This window comes from Acinetobacter sp. UC24323, assembly GCF_024151445.1.
Taxonomy (GTDB): Bacteria; Pseudomonadota; Gammaproteobacteria; order Pseudomonadales; family Moraxellaceae; genus Acinetobacter; species Acinetobacter baumannii.
This window is the reverse complement of the sequence record NZ_JAHIBY010000003.1, coordinates 272,978-298,076: the sequence shown is the minus strand read 5'-3', so window position 1 is coordinate 298,076 and position 25,099 is coordinate 272,978. Positions and strand designations below refer to the sequence as shown.

The following is a 25,099-nucleotide window of genomic DNA, read 5'->3' as shown; positions in this document are numbered from 1 at the left end:
TAGGTAGTACGGGTAGAGATTTCACGATGATTATTTATGACGGACAAGTAGCTGATAACTATATGTATCAGGATTCAAATCAGGCAGCCATTGTTGTATCCCACAGCACACCAAGCCTACCTTATCCATTCACCATGAAACCCAATAATCACTCCACTGAAACCAACACTCCTCCAGCCATTGATGTAGAAAAATTCGTAGCTAAATTAGAAAGTATTACCTCTAGACGCAGTAAAGCGCGTTGTGCACGTAGCATCCGTATTGCGCTTGAGTCTGCTGGTGCCGATGTTGAAAATCATCCGATTGCAGCATCTGATTGGGGCGATACCCTCAAGAAAATTGGCTATAAAGAAATAAATCCAGCCTTTGATGAGCCACAAGAAGGCGACATTTATATCATTCACAGAACCCGCAACCATATTTACGGTCATATCGCTGGTTACACAGGAAGCGAATGGGTGTCGGACTTTAAACAAAGTAGTTATGACGTCTATAAAGATGATAACGTCACCTATACTTACTATAGATTAGGCTAATTCACTTCTAAGATAGAAACATTTGATGAATTTGCTCGGCACAATGCTGAATGATTTCATCATGGCCTTTTCTATAGACCAGTAAAACTTCCGAAAGAGATAGGGAATCTCCCAAAGGTATTAGTTTTACATTGGCAGGTAAGATTTGTTGAAACTCCGCAGGAACAATACCTACCCCTAAATTTGCCGCCACGAGCTGTAACTGTGAAATCTTACGCGACTGAATGGAGGCTTTTTGTGGGGTAAATCCTGCGGCTAAACACAGATTTGCGACCAAATAACTTAAGCCTCCTCTTTCAGCATGAGGCGTTGATACAAAACACTCATGTTTTAAGTCTTTTAAATAAACCTTTTCTGATTTAGCAAACTTGGCATGATCAATATGCACAGCCACCATTAAAGGCTCTTCATATAACTTAAAAGTATTTATACCATCTAAAGTATGCCGAACTGGTGGGCGGATCAAACCGATATCAATTTCACCATTTAATAACGCTAAGATTTGCTGCTCGGATGACAAGGTATTAATCTCAAAGCTCAACTGCTGCGTTAAGCTAACTTCTTTTAATATCTGAACCTTTGTATTATCCACGACAATACTGCTGGAATGAGCAATTTTAATCTGTCGATTTTTCCCTTCCGAAACACTTTTAGAAAGATCAATAATTTCATTTAAATAAAGCAAGTTATCTTTTATTTTCTTATAGAAGACCTCTCCCGCTGGCGTGAGTCTTACTCTTTTATCCGTGCGATCAAACAACAGAAAATCAATTTCTCCTTCTAATAGTTTCATTTGTCGACTTAAAGCAGACTGGGCAATAAATAACTTTTCGGAAGCAGCGGTAAAGCTCCCCTCTTCAACAATTTTTATGAAATATTGGAATTGTTTTAATGTGAGCATTACCATCTCAAAATTAGATCATTTGGTCTATTTTCTATATTAGATTAGATAGATCTCCTTCGCTAGAATTTTAATCAAGACCATTCACTTAATTGAATTCTTCATGAAGTACTTAAAAGGTTTCGCAATATGCACCATCGTTATTTTAATTTTATGGTGCTTTAAATTTTATGATCAGCAATTACCCACACAGCCCAAACAAGACAATATAGAGCTATATGATTAAATAGTTTTTCCCAAAACAAAAGGCATGCACTCACATAAGCACATGCCTTTTCAATATTTAAATTAGGCTTTCTTTAAATCGAGTTTTTTCAAAACTTCGGCTACAGCAATCATAGCAAAGCTTGAAGTCACCACCACCGCTGAACCATAGCCACCACAGCGCAACCCCGCCGATGGGCAGACATCTGCGCTTGAAAATGGATTGTCGATTGAGTAAATACAAGTAATGCCAAATTTCTCTTTTGGCTTTTTACAGATGCCACGAGCGCGAAGCTGACTACGTAGCTTTGCTAACATTGGGTCCTGTTCTGTTTTTGATAGATCCGCCACGCGAATTTTAAGTGGATCGAGCTTACCCCCTGCTCCACCCGACACAATTAAAGGAATTTTATTAAAACGACAATGGAGCATTAAAGCCAGTTTTGCTTTAACGTCATCAATGCAGTCTAAAACAATGTCCGGTACAGGGTTTAAAAGTTCTGCAACATTTTCAGGTGTTAAGAAGTCATCAATAATATTGACTTTAATGCGTGGGTTAATTTGGCGACAACGCTCCGCCATAATTTCAACTTTTTCACAGCCCAGAGTTGAGGTCATTGCAGGTAGCTGACGGTTTACATTTGATGCCGCAACCACATCCATATCGACTAATGTGATCTTACCAATTCCTGTACGCGCTAAAGCTTCTACCGCCCAACTGCCGACCCCACCAATACCAATCACCATCACATGACTTTGTTCATAGTGCTGGAACGATGAATCACCATAAATTTTGGCTACACCTGCAAAACGGCGGTCATATTCATCTTGTTGGAGATCGGTCATTGCTACTCTTTGAGGGGATATAAAACACGGGGAGTATTTTACTGCTTTTCAGAAGAAAGTGTATTTCAGATCAAAGAAAACTTGAGATAGCGATATTTGAGTTCACGACAAGTCTTATCATTATAAATCAAATTATATTATTTAAGATTTAAGTCATTATTTACTAACGTGACAGGCGGCATGGATGCCGCCCAGTTGGGCTGCGGTATAAGGATATACCGTCAGCCCGACAAAGGATTTTTGTTACTTTTTATCCTTAAAAAGTAAGGATACGCCTATATAGTCAACATTAGCTCATACACATTCATTATAAGGCTGTGCTAAGTTTATCGATTTATGAAGCAATCAAATTCCGTAGTACATAATGCAAAATACCACCAGCCTTAAAGTACTCCACCTCATTTAACGTATCAATTCGACATAACACATTAAAATGACTGGCTACCCCATTTGGCCCTTTCACATCAACCTCAAGAATTTCATGAGGCTGAATACCATCCGATAAACCACGAATCGAAATGACTTCATGACCCGTTAAGTTGAGGGACTGTCTGGTTTGGCCATCAACAAACTGTAATGGCAACACGCCCATACCCACCAAGTTTGAACGGTGAATACGTTCAAAACTTTCAGCAATGACAGCTTTTACACCTAACAAGTTCGTTCCTTTGGCAGCCCAGTCACGTGAAGAACCTGTTCCGTATTCTTTACCAGCAATAATCACAAGCGGTGTATGTTCTTGTTGGTAACGCATTGCCGCATCATAAATAGCAAGCTTCTCACCACTTGGCACATGTATGGTATTACCGCCTTCTTCACCACCGAGCATTTCGTTCTTAATACGAATGTTAGCAAAGGTGCCTCGCATCATGACTTCATGGTTACCACGTCGTGAACCATAAGAGTTGAAGTCTTTTGGCTCAACACCTTGCTCTTGTAAATAGCGGCCAGCTGGACTGTCTTTTTTGATATTACCCGCTGGTGAAATATGGTCGGTTGTTACCGAGTCACCAAGCACTGCCAAAATACGTGCCTGTTCAATATTCTTGATTGGTTTTGGTGGCTCACCAATACCTTCAAAGAACGGCGGATGGCGAATATAAGTCGAGTCATCAGCCCATTCGTAAGTTTTACTTTTTGGAATCTGAATCGCTTGCCAGCTTTCATCACCATCAAACACCGCAGCATATTCTTTGTGGAACATGTCGGTATTTACTTTTTGTAAGACGGCATCAATTTCTGCCTGACTTGGCCAGATATCTTTTAAGTAAACAGGTTGCCCATCTTTACCTTGCCCGATTGGTTGAGTCGTTAAATCGGTACGGATATTCCCAACTAAACCATAGGCAACCACAAGTGGTGGTGAGGCAAGCCAGTTGGTTTTAACTAATGGATGCACACGCCCTTCAAAGTTACGGTTACCCGAAAGTACAGATGCCACGTTTAGATCATGACACTGAATTGCATCTTCAATTGGTTCAGGTAAAGGACCTGAGTTACCAATACACGTTGTACAACCATAACCAACCAAGTTATAGCCCAACTCATCTAAATACGGCGTAAGCCCAGCCGCCAATAAATAGTCGGTCACGACTTTAGAACCAGGCGCAAGTGAACTTTTTACCCACGGTTTACGCTGCAAGCCTTTTTCAATGGCTTTTTTAGCAAGTAAACCGGCTGCCAACATGACACTTGGGTTAGAAGTATTGGTACATGAAGTAATTGCTGAGATGACGACATCACCATGATTCAACGGATATTCTTGCCCTTCAATCACACAAGATGGGCTTTCATGCTGAATATTGGCTTTGGTCGCTTCTACAGCCGTACCGCCACCGCCTTCATTTTCTAAACGTTCTTTCGCTTCTTTGGCTGGCTTAAGGGTTAATTCCATGAGCGCATTAAACGTTTTAGGTACTTCCGATAAAAGCACACGGTCTTGAGGGCGTTTTGGACCTGCCAAACTTGCCTGAACCGTACTCATATCTAAACTTAACGTATCTGTAAACACAGGTTCATCACCCGCATTACGCCATAAACCTTGCGCCTTGCTATATGCTTCCACCAATGCAATACGGTCACTTTGACGACCTGTTAATTTCAAATAACCCAAAGTCACTTCATCAATTGGGAAGAAACCACAAGTTGCACCATATTCAGGCGCCATATTGGCAATGGTTGCACGGTCAGCAAGTGGTAAATCGGCTAGACCATCGCCATAGAATTCTACAAATTTACCTACCACACCTTTTTGGCGAAGCATTTGAGTAATGGTCAGCACTAAGTCAGTTGCCGTAATCCCTTCTTGTAATTTGCCAGTCAGTTTAAAACCGATCACCTCAGGAATGAGCATAGAAATAGGTTGGCCTAACATGGCAGCTTCTGCTTCAATACCCCCAACGCCCCAACCTAATACCCCTAGACCATTAATCATGGTGGTATGTGAATCTGTACCCACTAAGGTGTCAGGGAAAGCAAAGGTCTGTCCGTTGTCTTCACCTAACCACACTGCTTGAGCCAAATACTCTAAATTGACCTGATGGCAAATACCAGTACCCGGTGGCACGACACTAAAGTTATTAAATGCAGATTGTCCCCAACGCAAAAATTGATATCGCTCGCCATTTCGCTGCATTTCAATTTGAACGTTTTCTTCAAAAGCCTGATCATCGGCAAAATGGTCTACCATCACAGAGTGGTCAATAACCAGATCTACAGGTGATAACGGATTAATTTTTTCAGGGTCACCCCCCGCTTCAGCCATTGCAGCACGCATTGCGGCCAAGTCAACGACTGCCGGAACGCCGGTAAAATCTTGCATTAAAACCCGTGCAGGTCGATATTGAATTTCTTGATCTGAGGTACGGGTTTTTAGCCACTCAGCTAAAGCATAAATGTGTTCTGTTTTAACACTGTGCTGATCTTCAAACCGTAATAAGTTTTCCAACAGTACTTTTAATGATTTCGGCAGTTTGGCAATGTCACCTAGCTTTTTCTCGGCTTGGGTTAAGCTAAAAATCTGATAATTGCTGGAACCTACTGTTAGCGTCTGTAAAGCATTAAAACTATTGATATTGCTATACTTAGCCATTGGGTTATCCTCCCATGTCTGGCAATGTTATTTTTCACGTTTTTACATGTTGTTTTCTTACTTTAAGCTTCTTTTTTAATCGCTGTGTTTTGTTTTAGTTACTATTTCTAATCTTTGATTTTTATTACGATAATTTCAAAGCAGATAAAGAGTTTTTCCACAGCAAATCTGCTAATTCTGACTCTGCCATATTTAAATTTTCAGCCAAACTTTTTAGTACATAAGGTAAATTCACAGGCGTATTTCGAGTACGCTGCTCAGTTGAAGTTTGACAGCAAAGTGGCGTCATATCAGGACAGTCTGTTTCAATCACTAAATGCTCGGCACCTATAGTCTGCACAACTGTATGAAGCTTTTTCGCATTGGGGTTCGTGATTTGTCCCGTCACACCAATTTTAAAACCAAGTTTAATCAGGCCTTTTGCCTCCTCCACTCCGCCACTAAAGGCATGAGCAATGCCACCGAGTTTAAACTTATGCGTTTTTAATAGTGCGAGCACATCACCATGTGCTTTTCGTATATGAAGCAACACCGGTTTTTGGTATTGAGTTGCCAGATCTAACTGATCAGCAAAATACTGTTTTTGCTTGGCATATATATCGGGCTGTTTGTGTTCCTTTAAGAAGGTATCTAAGCCGATTTCTCCTACTGCGACGCAGTCTTCTTGCTGCAAAGTCTGTTCAAGATGAGAAAGATGCTCTGGTCTGTGCTGCTCAATATAAAACGGATGCAACCCCGGCGCTAAATAAGAAGTAGGTACATTCTCCCACTGCTTGAGCTGATGATGAGTGTGTACCAACTCATCAAAACGTGACTGTAAAAAGCCTATTAACACCAGAGCATCCACACCCACTTTTTTAGCTTCAAGTGCTAATTGCTGCCGATCTTCATCAAAATCGGCAACATCAAAATGGGTGTGAGTATCAAACAGATGCATTAGCTGGTACTTTTTACGGCAGGTGTCGAAGCTGGTTTGGTTTTAGGCTGCGGCAAATATTCTTCTTTCAATACATCTTGTAATTGGTCATATGGAATGACTAAACGAGGTAGTCCGACCACATAAGGTCCAATTTCATATTCGCCATATTGAAGAATCAAGCCTTGGTCACCTAACAGGAAATTTTCTGTGAGTTTAAACGGCCAAGCTTGCTCATATTCACTCACACTATTTGCAAGTTTTGAGTCTGTCACCCAAGCTTTAAATGCTTCATGTGCTAATTTTTCTAAAGCCGCTTTTTTCTCTGGACGTAATAAGTCTTCAAGCTTGACCTGCTTTTCTTTCTTTAAGTCAAAATTATAATATTGCTGCGCTGCCGAGCCATGTGCCCCGCCTAAATAGCTACTACTATTTACAACAACAGTTACGACTTTACCTTGAGACTGTATGATTTTAGGTTTCACCAACAGATTAATCTGGTGATTACTACTTAGAGCCTTTAACTCATTGTCCAAATCAATAAATGAATTTGCATAGCGCTGAACCTGAGCATCGAAACTATCTTGTTGCTCTGTAGCGGCAGCTGTTGAAGCTTCTGTCTTCTTATCAGCTTGTGCTGCTTTTGCATCTGGTTCTGCAATTTCAAGAATCTGTCCGAGTGCTTTTAAAACTTGTTGATCAATAATCTTATCAATAAAAGGGAAATTACTTTGTAGGCGTTCTACCGTAAATTCAGGACAAGTTTTACCATCACAATCCGGTAAAGTCACTTTACTTGGAACTGTTTCCCCTTTCAAAGTCAGTTCTACAGGCTTTTGTTCAACCACAGCCGGTTTTTGCTGATCTTCCGACTCTTTAGGATCACTTTTAGGCTGACATGCCACCAAAAATATCGCAGAAGCAAGTAGCGTTAAACGTAGCGAAGCCTTAGAAGTTAACATCATATTTTGCCTTTATTCTGAGAAGATTATGCATAACTCATATGAAGTTAGCGCATCTACAAGTAGGTTGCAAATTCTGCTACTAACTTAAAACATTTGTTCATAAACCTGAGGTTGCAATATTTTTTTCGTTTGTTCTGTTGTTAAATAAATATCAAGTTGAGGCGCATCTTTCGTAATCTGATTTGCCTGATAGTGCAAACCTACCCCTTCACCATCAAAGAACCAGTCAGCTTGTCCCCAATATAAAGTTTTTGGGGCCTGTTTTTTGACATCGGCAGTTTGCTTTTTCAACCAGTCCTGATACGCGGTTTGAACAATTTGATGTACTGTCGGTTGCTGGTCTTTTTTAAGCACATCAAGCAACGTTAAGTTTTTATGCAGTTTACGATCAGCCACGAAAAAATAATAACGGTCTTTTATGGTGATTTCTTCTTGTTTACTGTCTAAAGCCAGTTGCAATAACACATACTGGTTACGCTGCGAGGCAATGCGTGTACGAATGTGTAACTCATAAGCACGATTTTTAGAATACTTATCTTGCCATTCATCCGACTTTTTCACGTAAGCATTAATCGCTTGTTGAAGGCTTAAATCTTTTTTCAAATTAATTTGAGCCTGAATAACTTTCGCCTGATTTTTTTCAATCCAGCTATTTAACCACGCGTCTTGGGTTTTTATGGTTTGAATATCGACATCAATACAATTTTTCTTTTCACAAAACGGCACTGCATAACTTGCTTTGGTTTCGGTCAAATTTAAATAAGGTAAAACCTCTGCTTTCTCAACCGGATGGTCTTGAGTAGAAGCTGAATTTTCTTGAGAAGATGATGAAGACTGAGGCTTTTTCCAGACAAATACACAAATAGCCAAAATTAGAGCTATGGCTGCAACCACAAGCGCAATAATTGTCTTTTTACTCAAGTTCATTTCATCATCCTTTCTTATTTTTCAAAACAAAACAGCTTCTATTCGAAGCTGTTTGTCACATTTACATGATTAGTGTTCACGTGTGCTACGGAACTCAATATCAGGCCAACGCTCTTGCATAATCTGCAAATTCACTCGGCTTGGCGCAAGATACGTTAAGTGTCCGCCACCATCAATAGAAAGTTGGTCATGTGCCTTTTTCTTAAACTCGTTAAGAATCTTTTCATCATCACAATGAATCCAGCGTACCGTATTTACACTTACTGGCTCATAAACACAGTCAACTTTATATTCTTCTTTCAAGCGGTAAGCAACAACGTCGAACTGAAGTACACCCACAGCTCCCACGATCAAATCATTGCTAATTTGTGGCATAAATACCTGAGTTGCACCTTCTTCAGACAACTCTTTCAAACCTTTTTGCAACTGTTTTGACTTTAATGGGTCTTTCAAACGTACACGGCGGAACATTTCCGGCGCGAAGTGAGGAATACCTGTGAAGTGCAAGTTTTCACCGCTAGTGAAAGTATCACCAATCTGGATTGTACCGTGGTTGTGTAAACCAATAATATCGCCCGGCCATGCTTCTTCTAAGTGCTCACGCTCGCCTGCAAGGAAAGTCAACGCATCACTAATACGAACTTCTTTACCAATACGTACGTGATTCATTTTCAGGCCTTTCTCGTATTTACCTGAACAAATACGCATGAAGGCAATACGGTCACGGTGTTTAGGGTCCATGTTGGCTTGAATTTTAAATACAAAACCAGAGAAACCTTCTTCTTTTGCTTCAACCACACGTTCTTGCGTTGGGTGAGCTTTAGGTTCAGGTGCCCAGTTCATAAATGCATCTAGAACGTGGTCAACACCAAAGTTACCTAATGCCGTACCAAATAGAACAGGCGTTTGTTTACCTTGTAAGAAAAGCTCGCGGTCTAATGGCTCATTTGCCATTTGTACAAGCTCAAGTGACTCTTCAAAAGAAGCCCAAGCTAACTCACCAACTTTTTCACGAATATCGGCGTGATCATAGCCATCACGTACTTCAATATCGGTAATGGTTGAACCAAAACCTGCTTTGTAGACATACAATTTATCTTCAAGAATATTGTATACACCAGCAAAGTCACGACCCATACCAAGTGGCCATGTAATTGGTACACAGCGAATGTTTAAGACATTTTCAATTTCATCTAACAACTCAAGTGGCTCACGAATTTCGCGGTCCATTTTGTTGACGAATGAAATAATTGGTGTGTCACGCATACGACACACTTCCATCAATTTGATGGTACGTTCTTCGACACCTTTTGCACCGTCAATCACCATCAGTGCAGAGTCAACAGCAGTAAGGGTACGATAAGTATCTTCCGAGAAGTCTTCGTGCCCCGGTGTATCGAGTAAGTTAATCGTGTGACCTTTATATGGGAACTGCATAACAGACGTGGTGATCGAAATACCACGTTCTTTTTCCATTTCCATCCAGTCAGATGTAGCTGCACGATCAGATTTACGGCTTTTTACCATCCCTGCAACCTGAATCGCTTTACCCCATAACAACAGTTTTTCTGTCATGGTGGTTTTACCGGCATCGGGGTGGGAAATAATAGCAAATGTGCGTCGTTGAGCGACCTGTGCCGCTAACTCATCTTTAAAACTCATGAAATACACCTACTGCGGAGATTGCAGTGCCAAAGATCTAAAGTCGATCAAAATAAAAATTGGCGTAATTGTAGCAGATTTATAAATTGTTTTTATCGACTTTGTGGACAACTCCAGACTTGTCCATATATTTCAAAATTTGAAATCACTACTTAGGTGTTTAAGTTCACGACTTCTAAATTTTTTCACATTATAGTTTATCAATAATCTCTTCTAGTTCTAGAACTACTGTACAAACATATTTAAATGACTTAGGCAGTGATGATAGATAGCTGAGAAACAGACGCTCTATGCTTCAATGGTATGCAGACTTTTTAGATGGAAAAGTTGAAATGCCTATGCATGATGAGGGATAGTATCGACCAAATTTAAGTAGTAAAATTTATCATATACTTAGAAGAAGTAGCAAAAAAATCATTTACAATCCGCTCTCATATTTATTGAAAATTTAAGTAATTATTAATAAAGTTACCAGAATAAATTCTATCGCTATTAATTTTACATTTAATGAAGATTTCGTACCTGACAAGTATCTAATTTCTCTAATCGTATTTCATCAGAAAAAGCTAAAGTATCTCCCCACCAAAATTTTTTCTTGGTATCAAATTTAGCACTTGAAAAAGCATTCTTAATACTATGGTCCAAGCTCTCTGAACCTGTACTTGGGGTAAGTCTAATGTTATAAGCTCTTTTATCCATCTTCACATCAAAATCTACTTTAATGTTTAACTCCCTTGGTGCTTGCGCCGTTGAGCCATTTTCCATATCAGTTTTCAAACTTGTAGGTAATTTATCCCTAGAATATGTTTCTCTATGATAAACACTATGCAACAATTTAGTATAAATAAATGGTAGATTTTTATAGGCTACTTTTTCATTTTCAAATATTTTCTGCTTTTCATAATTAGTATAAGTTATTTTATATTCACATGAATAAACTTTACCAGTAATAAAAGCAGCTACTGCATGATATTTAGTATTATCAGCCTTAGCAAACAAAGATGTTATAGGAAGAAGAACTGGTACAATTAGCAAAAATTTAAACAAATAATTCAATTATTAATACTCCATACTACTTTCTTAATATGTACGCTCAATTTTTTCTCGACAAGAGAATCAATATTATTCTCCACCGCCTTCTGCAATCACACCTGCCAACTGAGCACTAAATGCCCTTTCGGGCATCTATTAATTCTCACCATCCCAATACCAATACACTTCCCCCCAGTCTGTTTCTGAAAGTATTGGCAATGTCGTACCTTGCGTAAAATAAAGTCGTGTATCAGGTCTAGCAGGAGTAATCCAATAACCTGTTTTAATACAAACTTCACCACCTTTTACTTTTATACGTTCGGACTGTTCCTTATCTGAAACCATATTTGATTGTGACCGCGCAAAATCCACCAAGTCTTTTGGGTAGAACTCATGATCACGATATAAAATATCATCTATTTCTAATAGCCACGTTACTGCTGCTGCCTCCCATGACCAATAACCATAATAACTTCTTCCCGAACGGATATCTGTTTGCGGGTGCTGATCGTGATAAGGTTCTCGACGACTTGCCTCATACCAGCTTTCTAAATATTGCAGCATTAAAGCTGGGCGCTGCTCAGGTGCAGCATTAAACACCTTGATTAACTTTCGATAAGGTAAATGTCGTCTAGCTTCATCAGGTGGAGTTCCGCGATCTGCTAAAAACGGAGCAACCAAGCGCTCGATTAAACCATCTTTTTCTTGCCCTTCTGGTGTAGCTTCAACATAGTCAATAATCGGCATAATACGTGCCATTTGGTCGGCATAGCCCGTTAACAAACCAAAACAGATCAAACGTAAAGCAATATACCAGTAGTCCTCTGTACCTAAACTGATATGCCATACATAGCGACCATCAGCATCAGGGCTTAAATTATATAAATGACTGGTTTCAGCATATTCTTCAGTCCAATGCAGTAAGTAAGGATAAAGCTCTTTAATAAAGCTAATGTCCCCACCAGCAGAATACTGCAAAGACATTAAGTTCAGAGCATCGTATAAACGTTGGTGACCCGCAGCAATATAACCACCAAACTTCTTTTCTTTTTTATAATTACTAAAGCCATCAGTAACTGAATACAAACCATTTATAAATGTATCAAACCTTTTGTGATACATTTTTTTTCTAAAAGATTATCTCTAAATAAATTCTCATCGGTAACCTCTAATCCTAACCATTTCTGCCAATCTATTTTCTGCTCATTGACTGTTATTGACATTCTTAACGCCCCAGCATTTCATTTGGCATTACAAATTCTAAAGTAATCGCATGTGCAGTCACTGTACGGGTACATTTCGGCTTATGAATTATTTGCAAGTAAAAATGCCCTCTCGGGCATTCAATTAATTCTCACCATCCCAATACCAATATACTTCCCCCCAGTCTTGTTCCTTAATTTCAGGAAGAACTTCACCTTTCTTACAATAATGGCGTGTATTGGGTTGTGCAGGCGTTGTCCAGTAACCTGTTCTAGGACAAACTTCTCCAGCTTGAACAGATTCTTGATATTGTGACTCAGTATCTTGTCCACTTGTTAAATCGTCCACACTATACGATGTACCATATAGAGCAGCCGTAAGATCCTCAAAAGTTCTCAGTCTTAATGGAGTCACCTGTTTTAGCAACTTCATGTGAACAGGAAGATTTACTTTTGTCAGATATGCTAATGACTCTTCCCCACCTAATGCCAAAGCAGGCTCAAAAGCATACATTTCATCTGCCTTTAAAACCCCTAATTTTTTTACAGCTCGCTCAAATAGCTTTTTCCCATTTTTATCAATATGGTCTAACGAATCTTTATCTGAATAGAAGAAAAAGAGGTTTCCATAGAACTCAGCACCTTCCTCTTGCAACCCATTATCATGCAGGATACCTTCCATAGTTTTGATGTAATATCTACCATAATTACGTTCACCCCAAATTAATAGTTCACCAAATGCAGAACGTGCTAACACATGGTAGACATCATCATCTGGTAATGGCGTCTCTTCCAACCAGTCATAAATCACTTCAGCATAATCATCTGGGTTTGTAATCCAGTACAAACCATTCAAATAACCTGCAAAACCAATAATTCGCCACTGTTCTAAAATACTTTCAGGCAGTTTACCCCGATATTTTTTTATGAAGTCCTCTGTGACTTCAACTTTATCAATTGGCTCACCAAACAATTCTTTAAAATCTTTTGCATAATCTGGATGTAACATATTTAGAATCCTCTTATTTACAACGTTTTAATTCAACATCCATCGCATCTTTCCCCATTCCCTTCGCTTTAGCTGTACTTATATTTATAAATCCGAGTAGAAATAAAAATGCCCTTTCGGACATTCTTTTATTCATCACCATCGAACTGCCAGTAAACCTCTCCCCAATCTGTAACAAAATTAGGAAATATTTCACATTCTTTAAAATACTGACGTGAATTCTCTTTGGCTGGAGTAAACCAATAGCCAGACTTAGTACATGGTTGACCACTTTGAATACTAATAACTTGAGAATGAGTTTTTTCTATCTGACTGACCTGCTCAATAGCTTTACTAAAAGAAGCATTCTCGCCATATAATATTTTCCCTAACCCCTCCAGATCAGTCTTATAAACATTAGTAAACTCTTTGAGTATTGCCATATGAACATGAATATCCAGTTTTTTCAGGTTCTGTAGAACGGACTTCCCACCGAGTGCCAAAGCAGGTTCAAAACCAAATACTTCATTGCTTGAGAGTGGACCATACTTTTTTACAGCACGGTCAAATAAGGGTTTAAGATTTTCATCTTTTCTATCAAATTCATCTAAATCAGAGAAAGCAAAGAAGTTTCTAATAATTTCATCGTTTTTATGCTTTTCATCGTTAAAACCTACACTATTCTGAAATACTTCACCATTTATAATATTTAAATCAAATTTTTGCCAATTTTTTTCACCCCATAAGTAAAGTTCTCCGAATGCTGATCTAGCAATAACATGCCAAACATCCTCATCTAGAATATCAGTATTTTCTAACCAGTGATAAATATCTTCAGCATAATCATCAGGATTGGTAATCCAAAACAATCCTTCTTTAAAAGTACAAAAACCTACCTCTTTCCAGTATTCCAATAATTGATCAGGGAGTTTTCCTTTATATTTATTAAGAATATTGTCTGTGACTCTAACTGCTTGCTGCGGTTGCCCAAACTTTTCTAAAAAATATTCAAAATCTGCATCGATCATTTTTAATCCTATGTAGGGCAATGTTCGAACTCAACATCCATCACATCTTTCATGCGCTCTTACAGAACTTTTGCTTTACCCAATTTATAAACAAAGGCAAAAACAAAAATGCCCTTACGGGCATCTAATCAGTTCTCACCATCCCAATACCAATACACTTCACCCCAGTCTTGTTCCTTAATTTCAGGAAGAACTTCACCTTTCTTACAATAATGGCGTGTATTGGGTTGTGCAGGCGTTGTCCAGTAACCTGTTCTAGGACAAACTTCTCCAGCTTGAACAGATTCTTGATATTGTGACTCAGCATCTTGTCCACTTGTTAAATCGTCCACACTATACGATGTACCATATAGAGCAGCCGTAAGATCCTCAAAAGTTCTCAATCTTAATGGAGTTACCTGTTTTAGTAGCTTCATGTGAACAGGAAGATTAACTTTTGTTAGGTGCTGTAATGATTCTTCCCCACCTAATGCCAAAGCAGGTTCAAATGCATACATTTCATCTACCTTTAAAACCCCTAGTTTTTTTACAGCTCGATCAAATAGTTTTTTCCCATTTTTATCAATATGGTCTAATGAATCTTTTGTTGGAAAGAAAAAGAAATCCTCTCCATAAAAGTCTGCTTCTTGATCCCGTACCCCATAATCATATAAGACACCTTCCATTGTTAAGATATAATAACGATTAAAACTTCTTTCCCCCCAAATCAACAACTTACCAAATGCAGAACGTGCCAATACATGATAGACATCATCATCAGGCAATGACGTATCTTCCAACCAATCATAAATCACTTCAGCATAATCGTCTGGGTTCGTAATCCAGTACAAACCATTCAAATAACCAGCAAAACCGAATAAACGCCATTGTTCTAAAATACTTTCAGGTAGCTTGCCCTGATATTTTTTTATGATGTCCTCTGTCACTTCAATTTTATCAATTGGCTGACCATATTTCTCATAAAAGTAATTAATATCTTCCTGGTTCATTTCACTACTCTCTATTATTTACAACGCTTCAATTCAACATCCATCGCATCTTTCCATGTGTTCTTACAGAGTTTTTTTACCCAACTTTTAAACAAAAATAAAATGCCCGTTCGGGCATTTTATTAATTCTCACCATCCCAATACCAATACACTTCACCCCAGGCAGTTTCTGAAAGTATTGGCAATATGGCACCTTGCGTAAAATAAAGTCGTGTATCTGGCCTAGCTGGAGTAACCCAATAACCTGTTTTAATACAAGCTTCGCCACCTTTTACTTTTATACGTTCTGGCTGTTCCTCATCTAGGACCACATTTGATTGTGACCGCGCAAAATCCACTAAGTCTCTTGGGTAGAACTCATGATCACGGTATAAAGTATCATCTATTTCTAACAGCCATGTCACTGCTGCTGCTTCCCATGACCAATAACCGTAATATGTGAAACCGTCATTTATATCCGTTTGTGGATGTTGATCATGATAAGGTTCTCGACGACTCGCCTCATACCAGCTTTCTAAATATTGCAGTATTAAAGCTGGGCGTTGCTCAGGCGCAGCATTAAACACCTTAATTAACTTTCGATAAGGTAAATGTCGTCTAGCTTCATCAGGTGGAGTGCCACGATCTGCTACAAAGGGAGCAACCAAACGTTCAATTAAACCATCTTTCTCTTGCCCTTCTGGTGTAGCTTCAACATAGTCAATAATCGGCATAATCCGGTACATTTGATCAGCATAACCCGTCAATAAACCAAAACAGATCAAACGTAAAGCAACATACCAATAATCTTCTGTACCTAAACTGATATGCCAGACATAACGCCCACCAGCATCAGGACTTAAATTATATAAATGGCTAGTTTCTGCATATTCTTCAGTCCAATGCAGTAAGTAAGGATAAAGCTCTTTAATAAAGCCAATGTCCCCCCCCTGCTGAATACTGTAAAGACATTAAATTCAATGCATCTTTTAAACGCTGATGACCTGCGGCAATATAACCACCAAACTTCTTTTCTTTTTTATAATTACTAAAACCATCTGTAACCGAATACAATCCATTAAGGAATATGTCGAACCTTTCATGATATATATCTTCAGGCAACAAGGTATCGCGATATAAACTCGTATCCTGTATCTCCAATTCTTGCCATCTTTGCCAATCTATTTCTTGATCATTGACTGTTATTGACATTCTTAACGCTCCAGCATTTCATTTGGCATTACAAATTCTAAAGTAATCGCATGTGAGGTCACGGTACGGGTACATGTCAGTTGAAATTGTAAATATCTAAATAGAAATGCCCTTATGGGCATTTAATCAGTTCTCACCATCCCAATACCAATACACTTCACCCCAGTCTTGTTCCTTAATTTCAGGAAGAACTTCACCTTTCTTACAATAATGGCGTGTATTGGGTTGTGCAGGCGTTGTCCAGTAACCTGTTCTAGGACAAACTTCTCCAGCTTGAACAGATTCTTGATATTGTGACTCAGCATCTTGTCCACTTGTTAAATCGTCCACACTATACGATGTACCATATAGAGCAGCCGTAAGATCCTCAAAAGTTCTCAATCTTAATGGAGTTACCTGTTTTAGTAGCTTCATGTGAACAGGAAGATTAACTTTTGTTAGGTGCTGTAATGATTCTTCCCCACCTAGTGCCAAAGCAGGCTCAAATGCATACATTTCATCTGCCTTTAACACCCCTAGTTTTTTTACAGCTCGATCAAATAGTTTCTTCCCATTTTTATCAATATGGTCTAATGAATCCTTTTTGGGATAGAAAAAAAATAAATCGCCATAAAACTCACCATCTTCTTCCTTAGCGCCTTTATCATGTAAAATTCCCTCCAAAGTTAAAATATAATAGCGATTAAAACTTCTTTCACCCCAAATCAACAACTTACCAAATGCAGAACGAGCCAATACATGATAAACATCATCATCAGGTAATGGCGTCTCTTCCAACCAGTCATAAATCACTTCAGCATAATCATCTGGGTTCGTAATCCAGTACAAACCATTCAAATAACCTGCAAAACCAATAATTCGCCACTGTTCTAAAATACTTTCAGGCAGTTTGCCCCGATATTTTTTTATGATGTCCTCTGTCACCTCAACTTTATCAATTGGCTGACCATATTTCTCATAAAAGTAATCAATATCTTCTTGGTTCATTTCACTACTCTCTATTACTTACAACGCTTCAATTCAACATCCATCGCATCTTTCCCCATTCCCTTCGCTTTAGCCTGAGCTGCTGCCGCATCCATACCTGCAAGACGCTTATGTGCTGACATTTGAGAACCAATGGAACGGTTTACGCCACTATGCCCGAAATCATCTAGTGTCGGTGGCTTTTTAGGATCATATTTGACATCAAAGCCACCCAATTGCATATCCGGATTATGTAATACATCCAAGCCTTCAAGAGTCTTTTTAGCATTATCCTCAGCCATTCTTTCTACTTGGCCTTTCGATAATTTAGGCTGCTCTCTTGCCAATTTATCAATTTCAGATTCCTCCAACTGTTCTAACATTTTTGATCTGATTTTTTGCTGCTCTGCCCCCGTTCCAGCCCGTTTATACTTTTCATAAAGTTGTCGGTTCTGTTGATATTCATCTACGGTCAGACGGTTAAGCCCTTCCTCTTGCCGCTTAAGCTGACGATCAAACTCGGCATCTAGTTCAGCCTGAGACTTACCAGTCTTTTTACCCCAACTATTCTTCAACCCTTTTTTCGGTTCCAAACAAGGTTCAACCACATGCTTCGGTTTCATTTTCCTTGGCGGTGGAGGTGTTTCTTTCTTTTGACGATGACTAGCTTCAGTTTTTTTACCGGAACTAACATTAGCCTCATAACGTCCTGTAGGTGTGTTCTTACCACCGCCACCAGCATGTGCCATTGCTAATGGTGGTTGAGGTAATAAACGACCGACTGCCTTATCTACTTCATCACACAACTGATCAATATACTTTTTGATGGTGCTTAAAACATGGTTCAAGGTTGCCTGAAATTTTGCTAAGGCAACTTTCAATGCACCATTGAACCGTATCAAACACTTATTAATGACAGATAGGATTCGGTCAATATTATTTTTTAAAGTATTAAAAGCTTGTGTCGCTATGCCTTTCCATGGTCGAGACCTTAACCATGCCTCTGGTGCCTTACCCCATGGACATTTAATTTTGAGCTTTGTTAAAGCCTCCTCAAAATACTCCATGAACTTAAATAACTTGACCTTACTAACATCTTTTGCCCGACTCGATTTCACAATCGTTTTGATTGCTGAACCAACTTCAGGAATGATACCCACACTTGTCAAAGCAAGTGCCATATAGTTATCTTTCGTTCGGGCTTTCTCATCCGACAAGGTGATAAAATTGGCAATCAAATCGCGGATATCACACACCTGATCAGCTACAGGTATAAGACTTATGAGTCCACCAACAATAATCTGAGACATTGAAGGATCTTTATTAAAGTCACCTTTGAGCATGCCCCACAACCAGCTCCCTTGATCAGCGATTACTTTACTGGTGTTATAGTGGGTCACCGCCTCATTGTAGTGAGCTTGTCCACTGTAAAATAATATCTTTTCCCACCATGACAGATTAGGATCAGGCTTACTTGTATCATAGGTCATATAACCTTTATACATAGCTGGATTATCATTGAGATACTTTGCTAATTTTTCAGCGCCATACCAAAACTGCTGTTGTATTTCCGTAGGTCGTTCTGCGATCTTTGACCAGAATTGTTGATTTTGAGGATCTGGCATAATTCTTTATTCCTCTTTTCCAGTCTTTGTACTGCTTCCAAGTTGAGTAAACCAGTCATCTACTTCTAAAGCTGGAAATTCATCTTTACTTTGGTCTTCTCCATATTGGATTTTGGCTCGTCCAGCAGGTACACCACTCACAATAGCCTTACCCGAAGCATCTAGTTTTCCTTTACGGATGGAACCATCAGATAATAAAACCTCATAATCAGCACCTTTAACAGGTGTGCCATCACTATGTAAATATTCCAGTAATAAGTCATCGGTCTTGATTTCTTGTGTTGGTAAAGAAGGCAAAACATAATCTGCCTTTGCTCCCCCCATAAATAAATGCTGCCCAGCCTTCACCTCAAACTTCCCGCCAGTGACTGGAAAAATACCTGAGCTATTAATCTTGATTTGGGAACCACCCGAGGTAATCACAATTTCTTTAGAAGCATTAATTTCTATTTTGTCTTCTGTAGAAATAATCTGGATACCTTTACGGGCAATTAAATCTGCTCCATCGCCTTGCGCTTGTATCTCAACTTTACCTTTGCCTGCATAGAGCCGTGCTCCCTGTTGAGCGGCAAACAGGCTAATCTTGTTTTGTGCATGTGCAATCAGGTTCTTTTGAGTGCTTAGGCTAATGCTGTCCCCAGCATTTTGGCTTAACTGACCATCTGCACTTAAATGAATATCTTCATTACTAGCTACTGCAATACTGTTTGGTGCTGTTAAGACCATCAAGGCTTGCTTAAAAATGGCAGCTTTGTCCTGATCTTTTTCTTCAATTTGCTCTATGAACGTTTTTAAGTTCTCAAGCATTTCCAATGGATCAGTTTGCTGGTTTTTAGCAACTTCACTCAGTGCCTTAGCATTATTAAGACCACCTTCGATTTGTTGCTTGGCATCGGCTGCATCTAAATGTGTGCCTTGAGCTTGGTCCTGTTTATGGGTACTAACAAGTAAACCTTTACCTGCTCTAACCGCGCCCCACTGGTCAGTTCTGAGTTCAAAGCCCTCTCCACGACCATCACTCTCGGCCTTATCTTTTGGATGGCTTAAGTTGCCTAAGTTTAACTGACTGACCGCATGGCTACTTTGTAACTGTGCACTAATTTGCCCAGTCGTATCATCAAAACGTAGCTGGTTAAAGCCTTTGCCATCAACTTCTTCTGAACGAATACCGCTGAGTTTTTTAGTGTCAGGTAGCTGCCCTTTCTGGTCGAACTGGGCTGGATGACGTTCGGCTTCATGAATACGTCCCACTACAAACGGACGGTCAATATTGCCGTCAAAGAAGTCGATAACCACAATCTCACCAACACGTGGCAAGAAGCGTGCACCATACCCTTTTCCAGCCCACGGGGTTACAACATCGACCCAAGCAGAGTCTGTGTCATTATCGTTACTTCCAGCGCCTCCATCATGACGATGGTCATCAGCTCGGGTAAACAAGAAACGAACTTTAATGCGTCCCCACTGATCGACATAGATACTTTCACCTTCAGGTCCGACTACACGGGCACGTTGTACAGAGGCTTGAGGACGATCTTGTAAGGGCTGATATTCAGGAACTGTCTTAATATGGCGACGTTGTAAAATCAGTTGATTGCCTTGACGCTCTTTTGTATGACTAGATTGCCAATGGCTTTGTGTAATTAAAGTTTGTATTTGCTGGTTTAAGTCTTTCGGTAAGTTATTTTGGTTGTAGTAATGCTTACCAATGATCAGAAACTCTTTATCTGCCCCACTATGCAGATCAATTTCAGGGTGTTCATTCAGTTCAAACCAGTAACCAACTTGTGTATCCCGTACTGTGGTTTGAGCAACAAACTGTTTGGATTGGGCATCATGGTAAGCGCTTAAGTTCTGGTTAAATTTTTCCAGTTGTTGATTACTTGCTGAGGTTGCCCCATCTTCGCCGTTTAAATCCTGCATCCATGCCGGACTGAAGTGCCATGCATCTTCAAGGCTTAAGCTTTGGTTGTCATAGTTGGCACTATGCTGATGTGTACTTTGGACACTGCCTGCCCCATCTGTTTGTTGTAGTACATCTGACTGCCAACGCTGCACAAAAACAGAAGTCGGCTGTAAACGACGGCCAGCGATTAGACTGGTCATACTGTCAAACTGTTCAGTTGCACTGCTACGATGGTAACGGATTGTCCTTCTAGTCAGTGCCTGATACTGGCTATTGTCATCAATAAGGCGTAATTTTTGTGGCTGAATATTGTCCGTATTGCTCGCCACGGTAAGCTCTGCTTCATCAATGAGCCAGCTAATACCTTCACTACGCCATAAGCGAGTTAAAAAGTCATAGTCGCTTTCATTGAGCTGCATAACAAAAGGACGGATATCGTATGCCTGTTTCAATCCACTTAAATCTAGAGTCAGACTAGATGCAAATAATGGACTTTTCCCCTGCCATTCTTGAAACAGAATTTCACTAATTTCTTTCACACTCTTGTTCATAAACACACGGCTATTTCTGCGTTTATGCCAGAGATAAGTTGGATCACTTATGGCAAGTTTATATAAAGTTAAAGCACCATCACTTTGCCCTTGCGATGCTCCAGTAATAATACCTGTAGTACGGAAAAAACTTCCTCGATCTGTTACTTGATCAACAGCAACCTGCAACCCAATAAATGTTTTGAGTGGAATATGAGCATTGGTTGATAAACAAATCAGCTCGGCTGTCATGCCCTGATTAAGATAATGTTGCCCATCTATACGTTGTAAAAAAACCTGACTATTCAGGGATGCATCTGAAAACTGGAGATACACCGAACGATGCTGTGAGAGAAAACCTATACTCTCTAAAACTTGGGAAATATTATTAAACATTACGTTTGTTATAAATTGAGACTTAATCGATTATATTTTATAAAGTGCGTACAGATCTGTCTATTTTTTATATCAATTGCAATGTTAATGGCTAGTCGGACACCCTATCCATACACTAAAATAAAAAGCTCAATACTTCAGCGACCTGTGCCGCTAACTCATCTTTAAAACTCATGAAATACACCTACTGCGGAGATTGCAGTGCCAAAGATCTAAAGTCGATCAAAATAAAAATTGGCGTAATTGTAGCAGATTTATAGGTACTTTTTAGAGATTGTTGAGTTGTCTATCCGTGTTTTCATATTTGAAATATTTTTGGTGAAGCCCTAAAGAACTCATAGCTTTCACCATTAAAAAAGCCTGTTCAATATCAACAGGCTTTTTACGAATGAACTGAACAGCTTATGCCAATTTCTTTTCTTCAATAAATTGGACATCGGCAATTTGTGCATCCCAAAACTCAGTCCACAATGCACAATAATCAAGACATAGTTGAGTCAAGTTTTCATAGTCATCTTTGGTAATGGCTTGAGCCAACGCAAACCAAAGGTCATCTTGATGGTCATCATCAGCAGCTTCAGCTGTTTCATCTGTTGAAACGCCATGTACATGGTAATAACCACCACCCTCAACATCGATATTTACAAACTTGGTTGCTTGTCGCAATGGTGGGCTAAAAAGAATAACTTCTTCTTCTGCCACCGCCAATAATGCCACCACATTAATATAACTATCATAAGAAGCTTCTAAAAATGTTCTCACCTGATCTGCAATTTTTGAAGGTTTATAATTACGGCGGTCAGCCTCAGTCAAACCATAGTCATTTAGCAAATCTTCATATAATGGATAATGTGCATATTCAGGGTTGCCTAAATAATAATTATCTTTATCTAAACCAGGGCGAAAGCCAAACTCATCTAATATATTTAAGCTCAACAACACCCGTGGAAACATTTTAGCGCCCGAGTGAAGCTTTGGCTCCAATTGTTTTGTCAGAAACTGCGCCTTTAATAAAGCATCGGTAAAAATCTGAACAATGGCATGACGATATTCTAAATGAATACGAGTCAGGGTTTGTTTATCAAGATAACCGTTATTTAATATTTCAATTGCAGGGTGTTTACTTACTGGCAATTGCGCAATTTTATTCCTTAATTGTTTGAGAAACTGTAAGTTTTCTTCCCATTGTGAAGCGGGAATACTATCTTTCATCCCCTGCAATGCTTTTTCTCTTGGATTATTAAAGTCTTCAAATTTTTTTGACATAATCATTCTCAATAAAAAGTTTTTCTTATAGTTAAGCTAAAGGCTATCCCTCTATTTCCATTACGTATTCGAACGTAAAAAGGATAAATTCCGTATACCCATACTTAACGAATTGATATTATGTTTATTATCTCAACAAATCAATGGATTAATTAATATTATTTAAAAAAGTAAACTATTGCCAATAAAATATTTATTTCTTTATTTATCAAGGCAAACCAAGCTATTGAATAAATATAATTTTTTAAATATCATTAAATAAGTTTTATTTAAGCTTTCATACTTTACAATAGCAAAGTTAATCAAAAAATATCTATGACGGGGCAACCAATGTCAAAAAGAGAAACGATTATAACAACAGCAATGACCCTTTTTAATCAGAAAAGTTATACCTCTATTGGGGTAGACAAAATTATTGCTGAATCTAAAGTTGCAAAAATGACTTTTTATAAGTACTTCTCTTCTAAAGAAGTTTTAATTGAAGAGTGTCTTCGCCGAAGAATTTTAGAAGTCCAAACTTCTTTATTAGATAAAGTTAATAGTGCAGATGACCCATTAAATAAACTGAAAAGTATTTTTAATTGGTATATCGACTGGATTAACACTGAAGATTTTAGTGGTTGTTTATTTAAAAAAGCAACGATAGAAGTCCTGCAGCTCTATCCTTCTATTAAAAAACAAGTAAATAAATACCGTGAATGGATTTACAGTTTAGTTTTATCTATATTTTTAGAGTTAGAAATTGAAGATCCAAAAGTATTAAGCAGTCTTTTTCTTAACATTATAGATGGGCTTATTATTGACGGGACTATTAACAAACCAGAAATTAACTCTGAAGAAACATGGTCTTATATAAATAAACTCATTGAGCTTGAAACAAAACAAAAATATGAAGCTGCTTAAAAAATTTAATTATTACGGTTCTTTACCATATTATAAGTTTTATTTTGAAGATGAGAGGATCTGTAATACATGCTCTATCAGGTGATCAGATCTGTTTTTTATCTGGTTCAATATAAAGTTCAGGCCGATATGTTTTAAAAGCACAACCGCCTGAACTCTATATAAATTTAGTTATTCTAAATATATCAATTAATAAACATATAGATTTTAATAAGTTAATCTTTAAGAAAAATACCCTTTAAAATATAAGCGAATAACAGTTCTCTCGTATCACCCCTAGTTTCATCTAGCAGCTGAATAATGGCACCATCTAATGTAAATAAAAACATATCGCTATCGCTTTTCGTAGTGTCTTTCTTCACAGTTAAAAGCAATTTATAAACTTCAGTAGTTAACCAATGCCGATATTGTACAACCACTTGATAGGCTGCGGGATAGAGTTTCTCAATTTCAAAAATAGCCCTAAATAGCAAGTGGTAATAACCATCCAGACTGGTATGTAAAAAGAAAATCTTCTTGAGTTTTTCACGCAAGATTAAATCTTTTTGTATGTAAATGATTGAGCGTACTTGCTCTTTTAAGACGTCTTTTTGAAAGTTTAGGCACATTTCAATAAGCCGTTCTTTAGAGTGGAAATAGTTATAAAACGAAGCTTTTGGCACCTCTGCTTCTCGTACAATGCGGTCTACTCCTACGTTATGAAAACCATGTTTATTAAAAAGATATCGAGACTTATGGAGTACGCTTAACGCGCGAAATGAGAGATCTGAATATGGCATATAGTTACCGTTATAAAATAATTTCTTGTTGTGTTTAAAAGAGATAAAACGGCTGCAACTTTTGCTCTAAGCAAAAAAGCATGCAAAGGCCCTAAAGACTGCCCTAACGCATCTCAAGTTTTATTGTTGATATGATTTTTTAGTCGCGAAGAACTGACGCCTGAAAACCTAAAGGTGATCAAACTGCATAAAGACTAATTGGGAGGTGTAAAAATAGTATGCATAGCAAACTCCTTATTTGGGGAGTTCT

General features: G+C 38.6%; 19 protein-coding genes and 3 pseudogenes. 3 read left to right on the top strand and 19 right to left on the bottom strand.

The annotated features are described in order from the left end of the window. The first annotated feature begins 26 nt into the window (after window positions 1-26). Window positions 27-536 (top strand): hypothetical protein, encoded by a 510-nt coding sequence (locus KNQ97_RS06495; protein WP_000587862.1) that lies wholly within the window; start codon window positions 27-29, stop codon window positions 534-536. A 7-nt stretch (window positions 537-543) separates the two neighbouring features. Here the strand turns inward: KNQ97_RS06495 and KNQ97_RS06490 are convergent, their stop codons facing one another. After that, the gene (locus KNQ97_RS06490; protein WP_253611992.1) at window positions 544-1,437 is read right to left on the bottom strand and encodes a LysR family transcriptional regulator; all 894 of its coding nucleotides are present in this window, start codon (window positions 1,435-1,437) and stop codon (window positions 544-546) included. A gap of 103 nt (window positions 1,438-1,540) precedes the next feature. On the opposite strand from KNQ97_RS06490, the gene KNQ97_RS06485 reads away from it, so the two are divergent. Further along, window positions 1,541-1,663 carry a hypothetical protein gene (locus KNQ97_RS06485; RefSeq protein WP_001984446.1) on the top strand — a complete coding sequence of 41 codons (123 nt, stop codon included), beginning with the start codon at window positions 1,541-1,543 and terminating at the stop codon, window positions 1,661-1,663. A 62-nt stretch (window positions 1,664-1,725) separates the two neighbouring features. Here KNQ97_RS06485 and KNQ97_RS06480 read toward each other — a convergent pair whose 3' ends face one another. The 17 genes and pseudogenes from KNQ97_RS06480 to KNQ97_RS06400 form a co-directional block, all read right to left on the bottom strand. Beyond that, the gene (locus KNQ97_RS06480) at window positions 1,726-2,487 is read right to left on the bottom strand and encodes a ThiF family adenylyltransferase (protein ID WP_253611991.1); all 762 of its coding nucleotides are present in this window, start codon (window positions 2,485-2,487) and stop codon (window positions 1,726-1,728) included. A 334-nt stretch (window positions 2,488-2,821) separates the two neighbouring features. Then, entirely contained in the window at window positions 2,822-5,578 is a 2,757-nt protein-coding gene (gene acnA, locus KNQ97_RS06475; protein WP_001151963.1) for an aconitate hydratase AcnA, read from the bottom strand. 124 nt (window positions 5,579-5,702) lie between these two features. Continuing rightward, entirely contained in the window at window positions 5,703-6,515 is an 813-nt protein-coding gene (locus tag KNQ97_RS06470; protein WP_253611990.1) for a TatD family hydrolase, read from the bottom strand. Continuing rightward, a complete protein-coding gene (locus KNQ97_RS06465) occupies window positions 6,515-7,456 on the bottom strand; it encodes an RsiV family protein (protein ID WP_253612001.1) in 942 nt (313 codons plus the stop codon). Before KNQ97_RS06465 ends, KNQ97_RS06470 begins: the two co-directional genes overlap by 1 nt. An 87-nt stretch (window positions 7,457-7,543) precedes the next feature. Then, window positions 7,544-8,386 carry a hypothetical protein gene (locus tag KNQ97_RS06460; RefSeq protein ID WP_001054080.1) on the bottom strand — a complete coding sequence of 281 codons (843 nt, stop codon included), beginning with the start codon at window positions 8,384-8,386 and terminating at the stop codon, window positions 7,544-7,546. A 69-nt stretch (window positions 8,387-8,455) separates the two neighbouring features. After that, the gene (locus KNQ97_RS06455; RefSeq protein WP_000008536.1) at window positions 8,456-10,048 is read right to left on the bottom strand and encodes a peptide chain release factor 3; all 1,593 of its coding nucleotides are present in this window, start codon (window positions 10,046-10,048) and stop codon (window positions 8,456-8,458) included. A gap of 504 nt (window positions 10,049-10,552) precedes the next feature. Next, window positions 10,553-11,104: a hypothetical protein gene (locus KNQ97_RS06450; RefSeq protein WP_001108359.1), complete on the bottom strand. Its 552-nt coding sequence runs from the start codon at window positions 11,102-11,104 to the stop codon at window positions 10,553-10,555. Between the two features lie 132 nt (window positions 11,105-11,236). Beyond that, window positions 11,237-12,303, bottom strand: a pseudogene (locus tag KNQ97_RS06445) (PoNe immunity protein domain-containing protein). Between the two features lie 2 nt (window positions 12,304-12,305). Then, window positions 12,306-12,398: pseudogene (locus KNQ97_RS06440) on the bottom strand (hypothetical protein); the annotation flags it as partial. Between the two features lie 29 nt (window positions 12,399-12,427). Further along, complete coding sequence (locus tag KNQ97_RS06435) at window positions 12,428-13,291, bottom strand: type VI secretion system immunity protein, TaeI family (protein WP_000903076.1); 864 nt, start codon at window positions 13,289-13,291, stop codon at window positions 12,428-12,430. 128 nt (window positions 13,292-13,419) lie between these two features. Further along, on the bottom strand, window positions 13,420-14,298 hold the full coding sequence (locus KNQ97_RS06430) for a type VI secretion system immunity protein, TaeI family (protein ID WP_253611989.1): 879 nt from the start codon (window positions 14,296-14,298) through the stop codon (window positions 13,420-13,422). A 128-nt stretch (window positions 14,299-14,426) separates the two neighbouring features. Continuing rightward, complete coding sequence (locus tag KNQ97_RS06425; protein WP_032009192.1) at window positions 14,427-15,287, bottom strand: type VI secretion system immunity protein, TaeI family; 861 nt, start codon at window positions 15,285-15,287, stop codon at window positions 14,427-14,429. A 122-nt stretch (window positions 15,288-15,409) separates the two neighbouring features. Beyond that, window positions 15,410-16,478 (bottom strand): annotated as a pseudogene (locus KNQ97_RS06420) (PoNe immunity protein domain-containing protein). 126 nt (window positions 16,479-16,604) lie between these two features. After that, entirely contained in the window at window positions 16,605-17,465 is an 861-nt protein-coding gene (locus KNQ97_RS06415) for a type VI secretion system immunity protein, TaeI family (RefSeq protein WP_253611988.1), read from the bottom strand. A gap of 14 nt (window positions 17,466-17,479) precedes the next feature. Next, on the bottom strand, window positions 17,480-19,069 hold the full coding sequence (tafE, locus tag KNQ97_RS06410; RefSeq protein WP_301273692.1) for a type VI secretion system effector DNase TafE: 1,590 nt from the start codon (window positions 19,067-19,069) through the stop codon (window positions 17,480-17,482). A 6-nt stretch (window positions 19,070-19,075) separates the two neighbouring features. After that, window positions 19,076-21,901, bottom strand: coding sequence for a type VI secretion system Vgr family protein (locus KNQ97_RS06405; RefSeq protein WP_253611986.1), 2,826 nt, complete (start codon window positions 21,899-21,901; stop codon window positions 19,076-19,078). A gap of 402 nt (window positions 21,902-22,303) precedes the next feature. After that, window positions 22,304-23,167 carry a hypothetical protein gene (locus KNQ97_RS06400; RefSeq protein ID WP_032009198.1) on the bottom strand — a complete coding sequence of 288 codons (864 nt, stop codon included), beginning with the start codon at window positions 23,165-23,167 and terminating at the stop codon, window positions 22,304-22,306. A gap of 330 nt (window positions 23,168-23,497) precedes the next feature. On the opposite strand from KNQ97_RS06400, the gene KNQ97_RS06395 reads away from it, so the two are divergent. Beyond that, entirely contained in the window at window positions 23,498-24,070 is a 573-nt protein-coding gene (locus KNQ97_RS06395) for a TetR/AcrR family transcriptional regulator (protein WP_000043984.1), read from the top strand. A 215-nt stretch (window positions 24,071-24,285) separates the two neighbouring features. On the opposite strand, the gene KNQ97_RS06390 is transcribed toward KNQ97_RS06395, so the two are convergent. After that, the gene (locus KNQ97_RS06390; protein ID WP_001146946.1) at window positions 24,286-24,849 is read right to left on the bottom strand and encodes a TetR/AcrR family transcriptional regulator; all 564 of its coding nucleotides are present in this window, start codon (window positions 24,847-24,849) and stop codon (window positions 24,286-24,288) included. Between the last annotated feature and the right edge of the window lie 250 nt (window positions 24,850-25,099).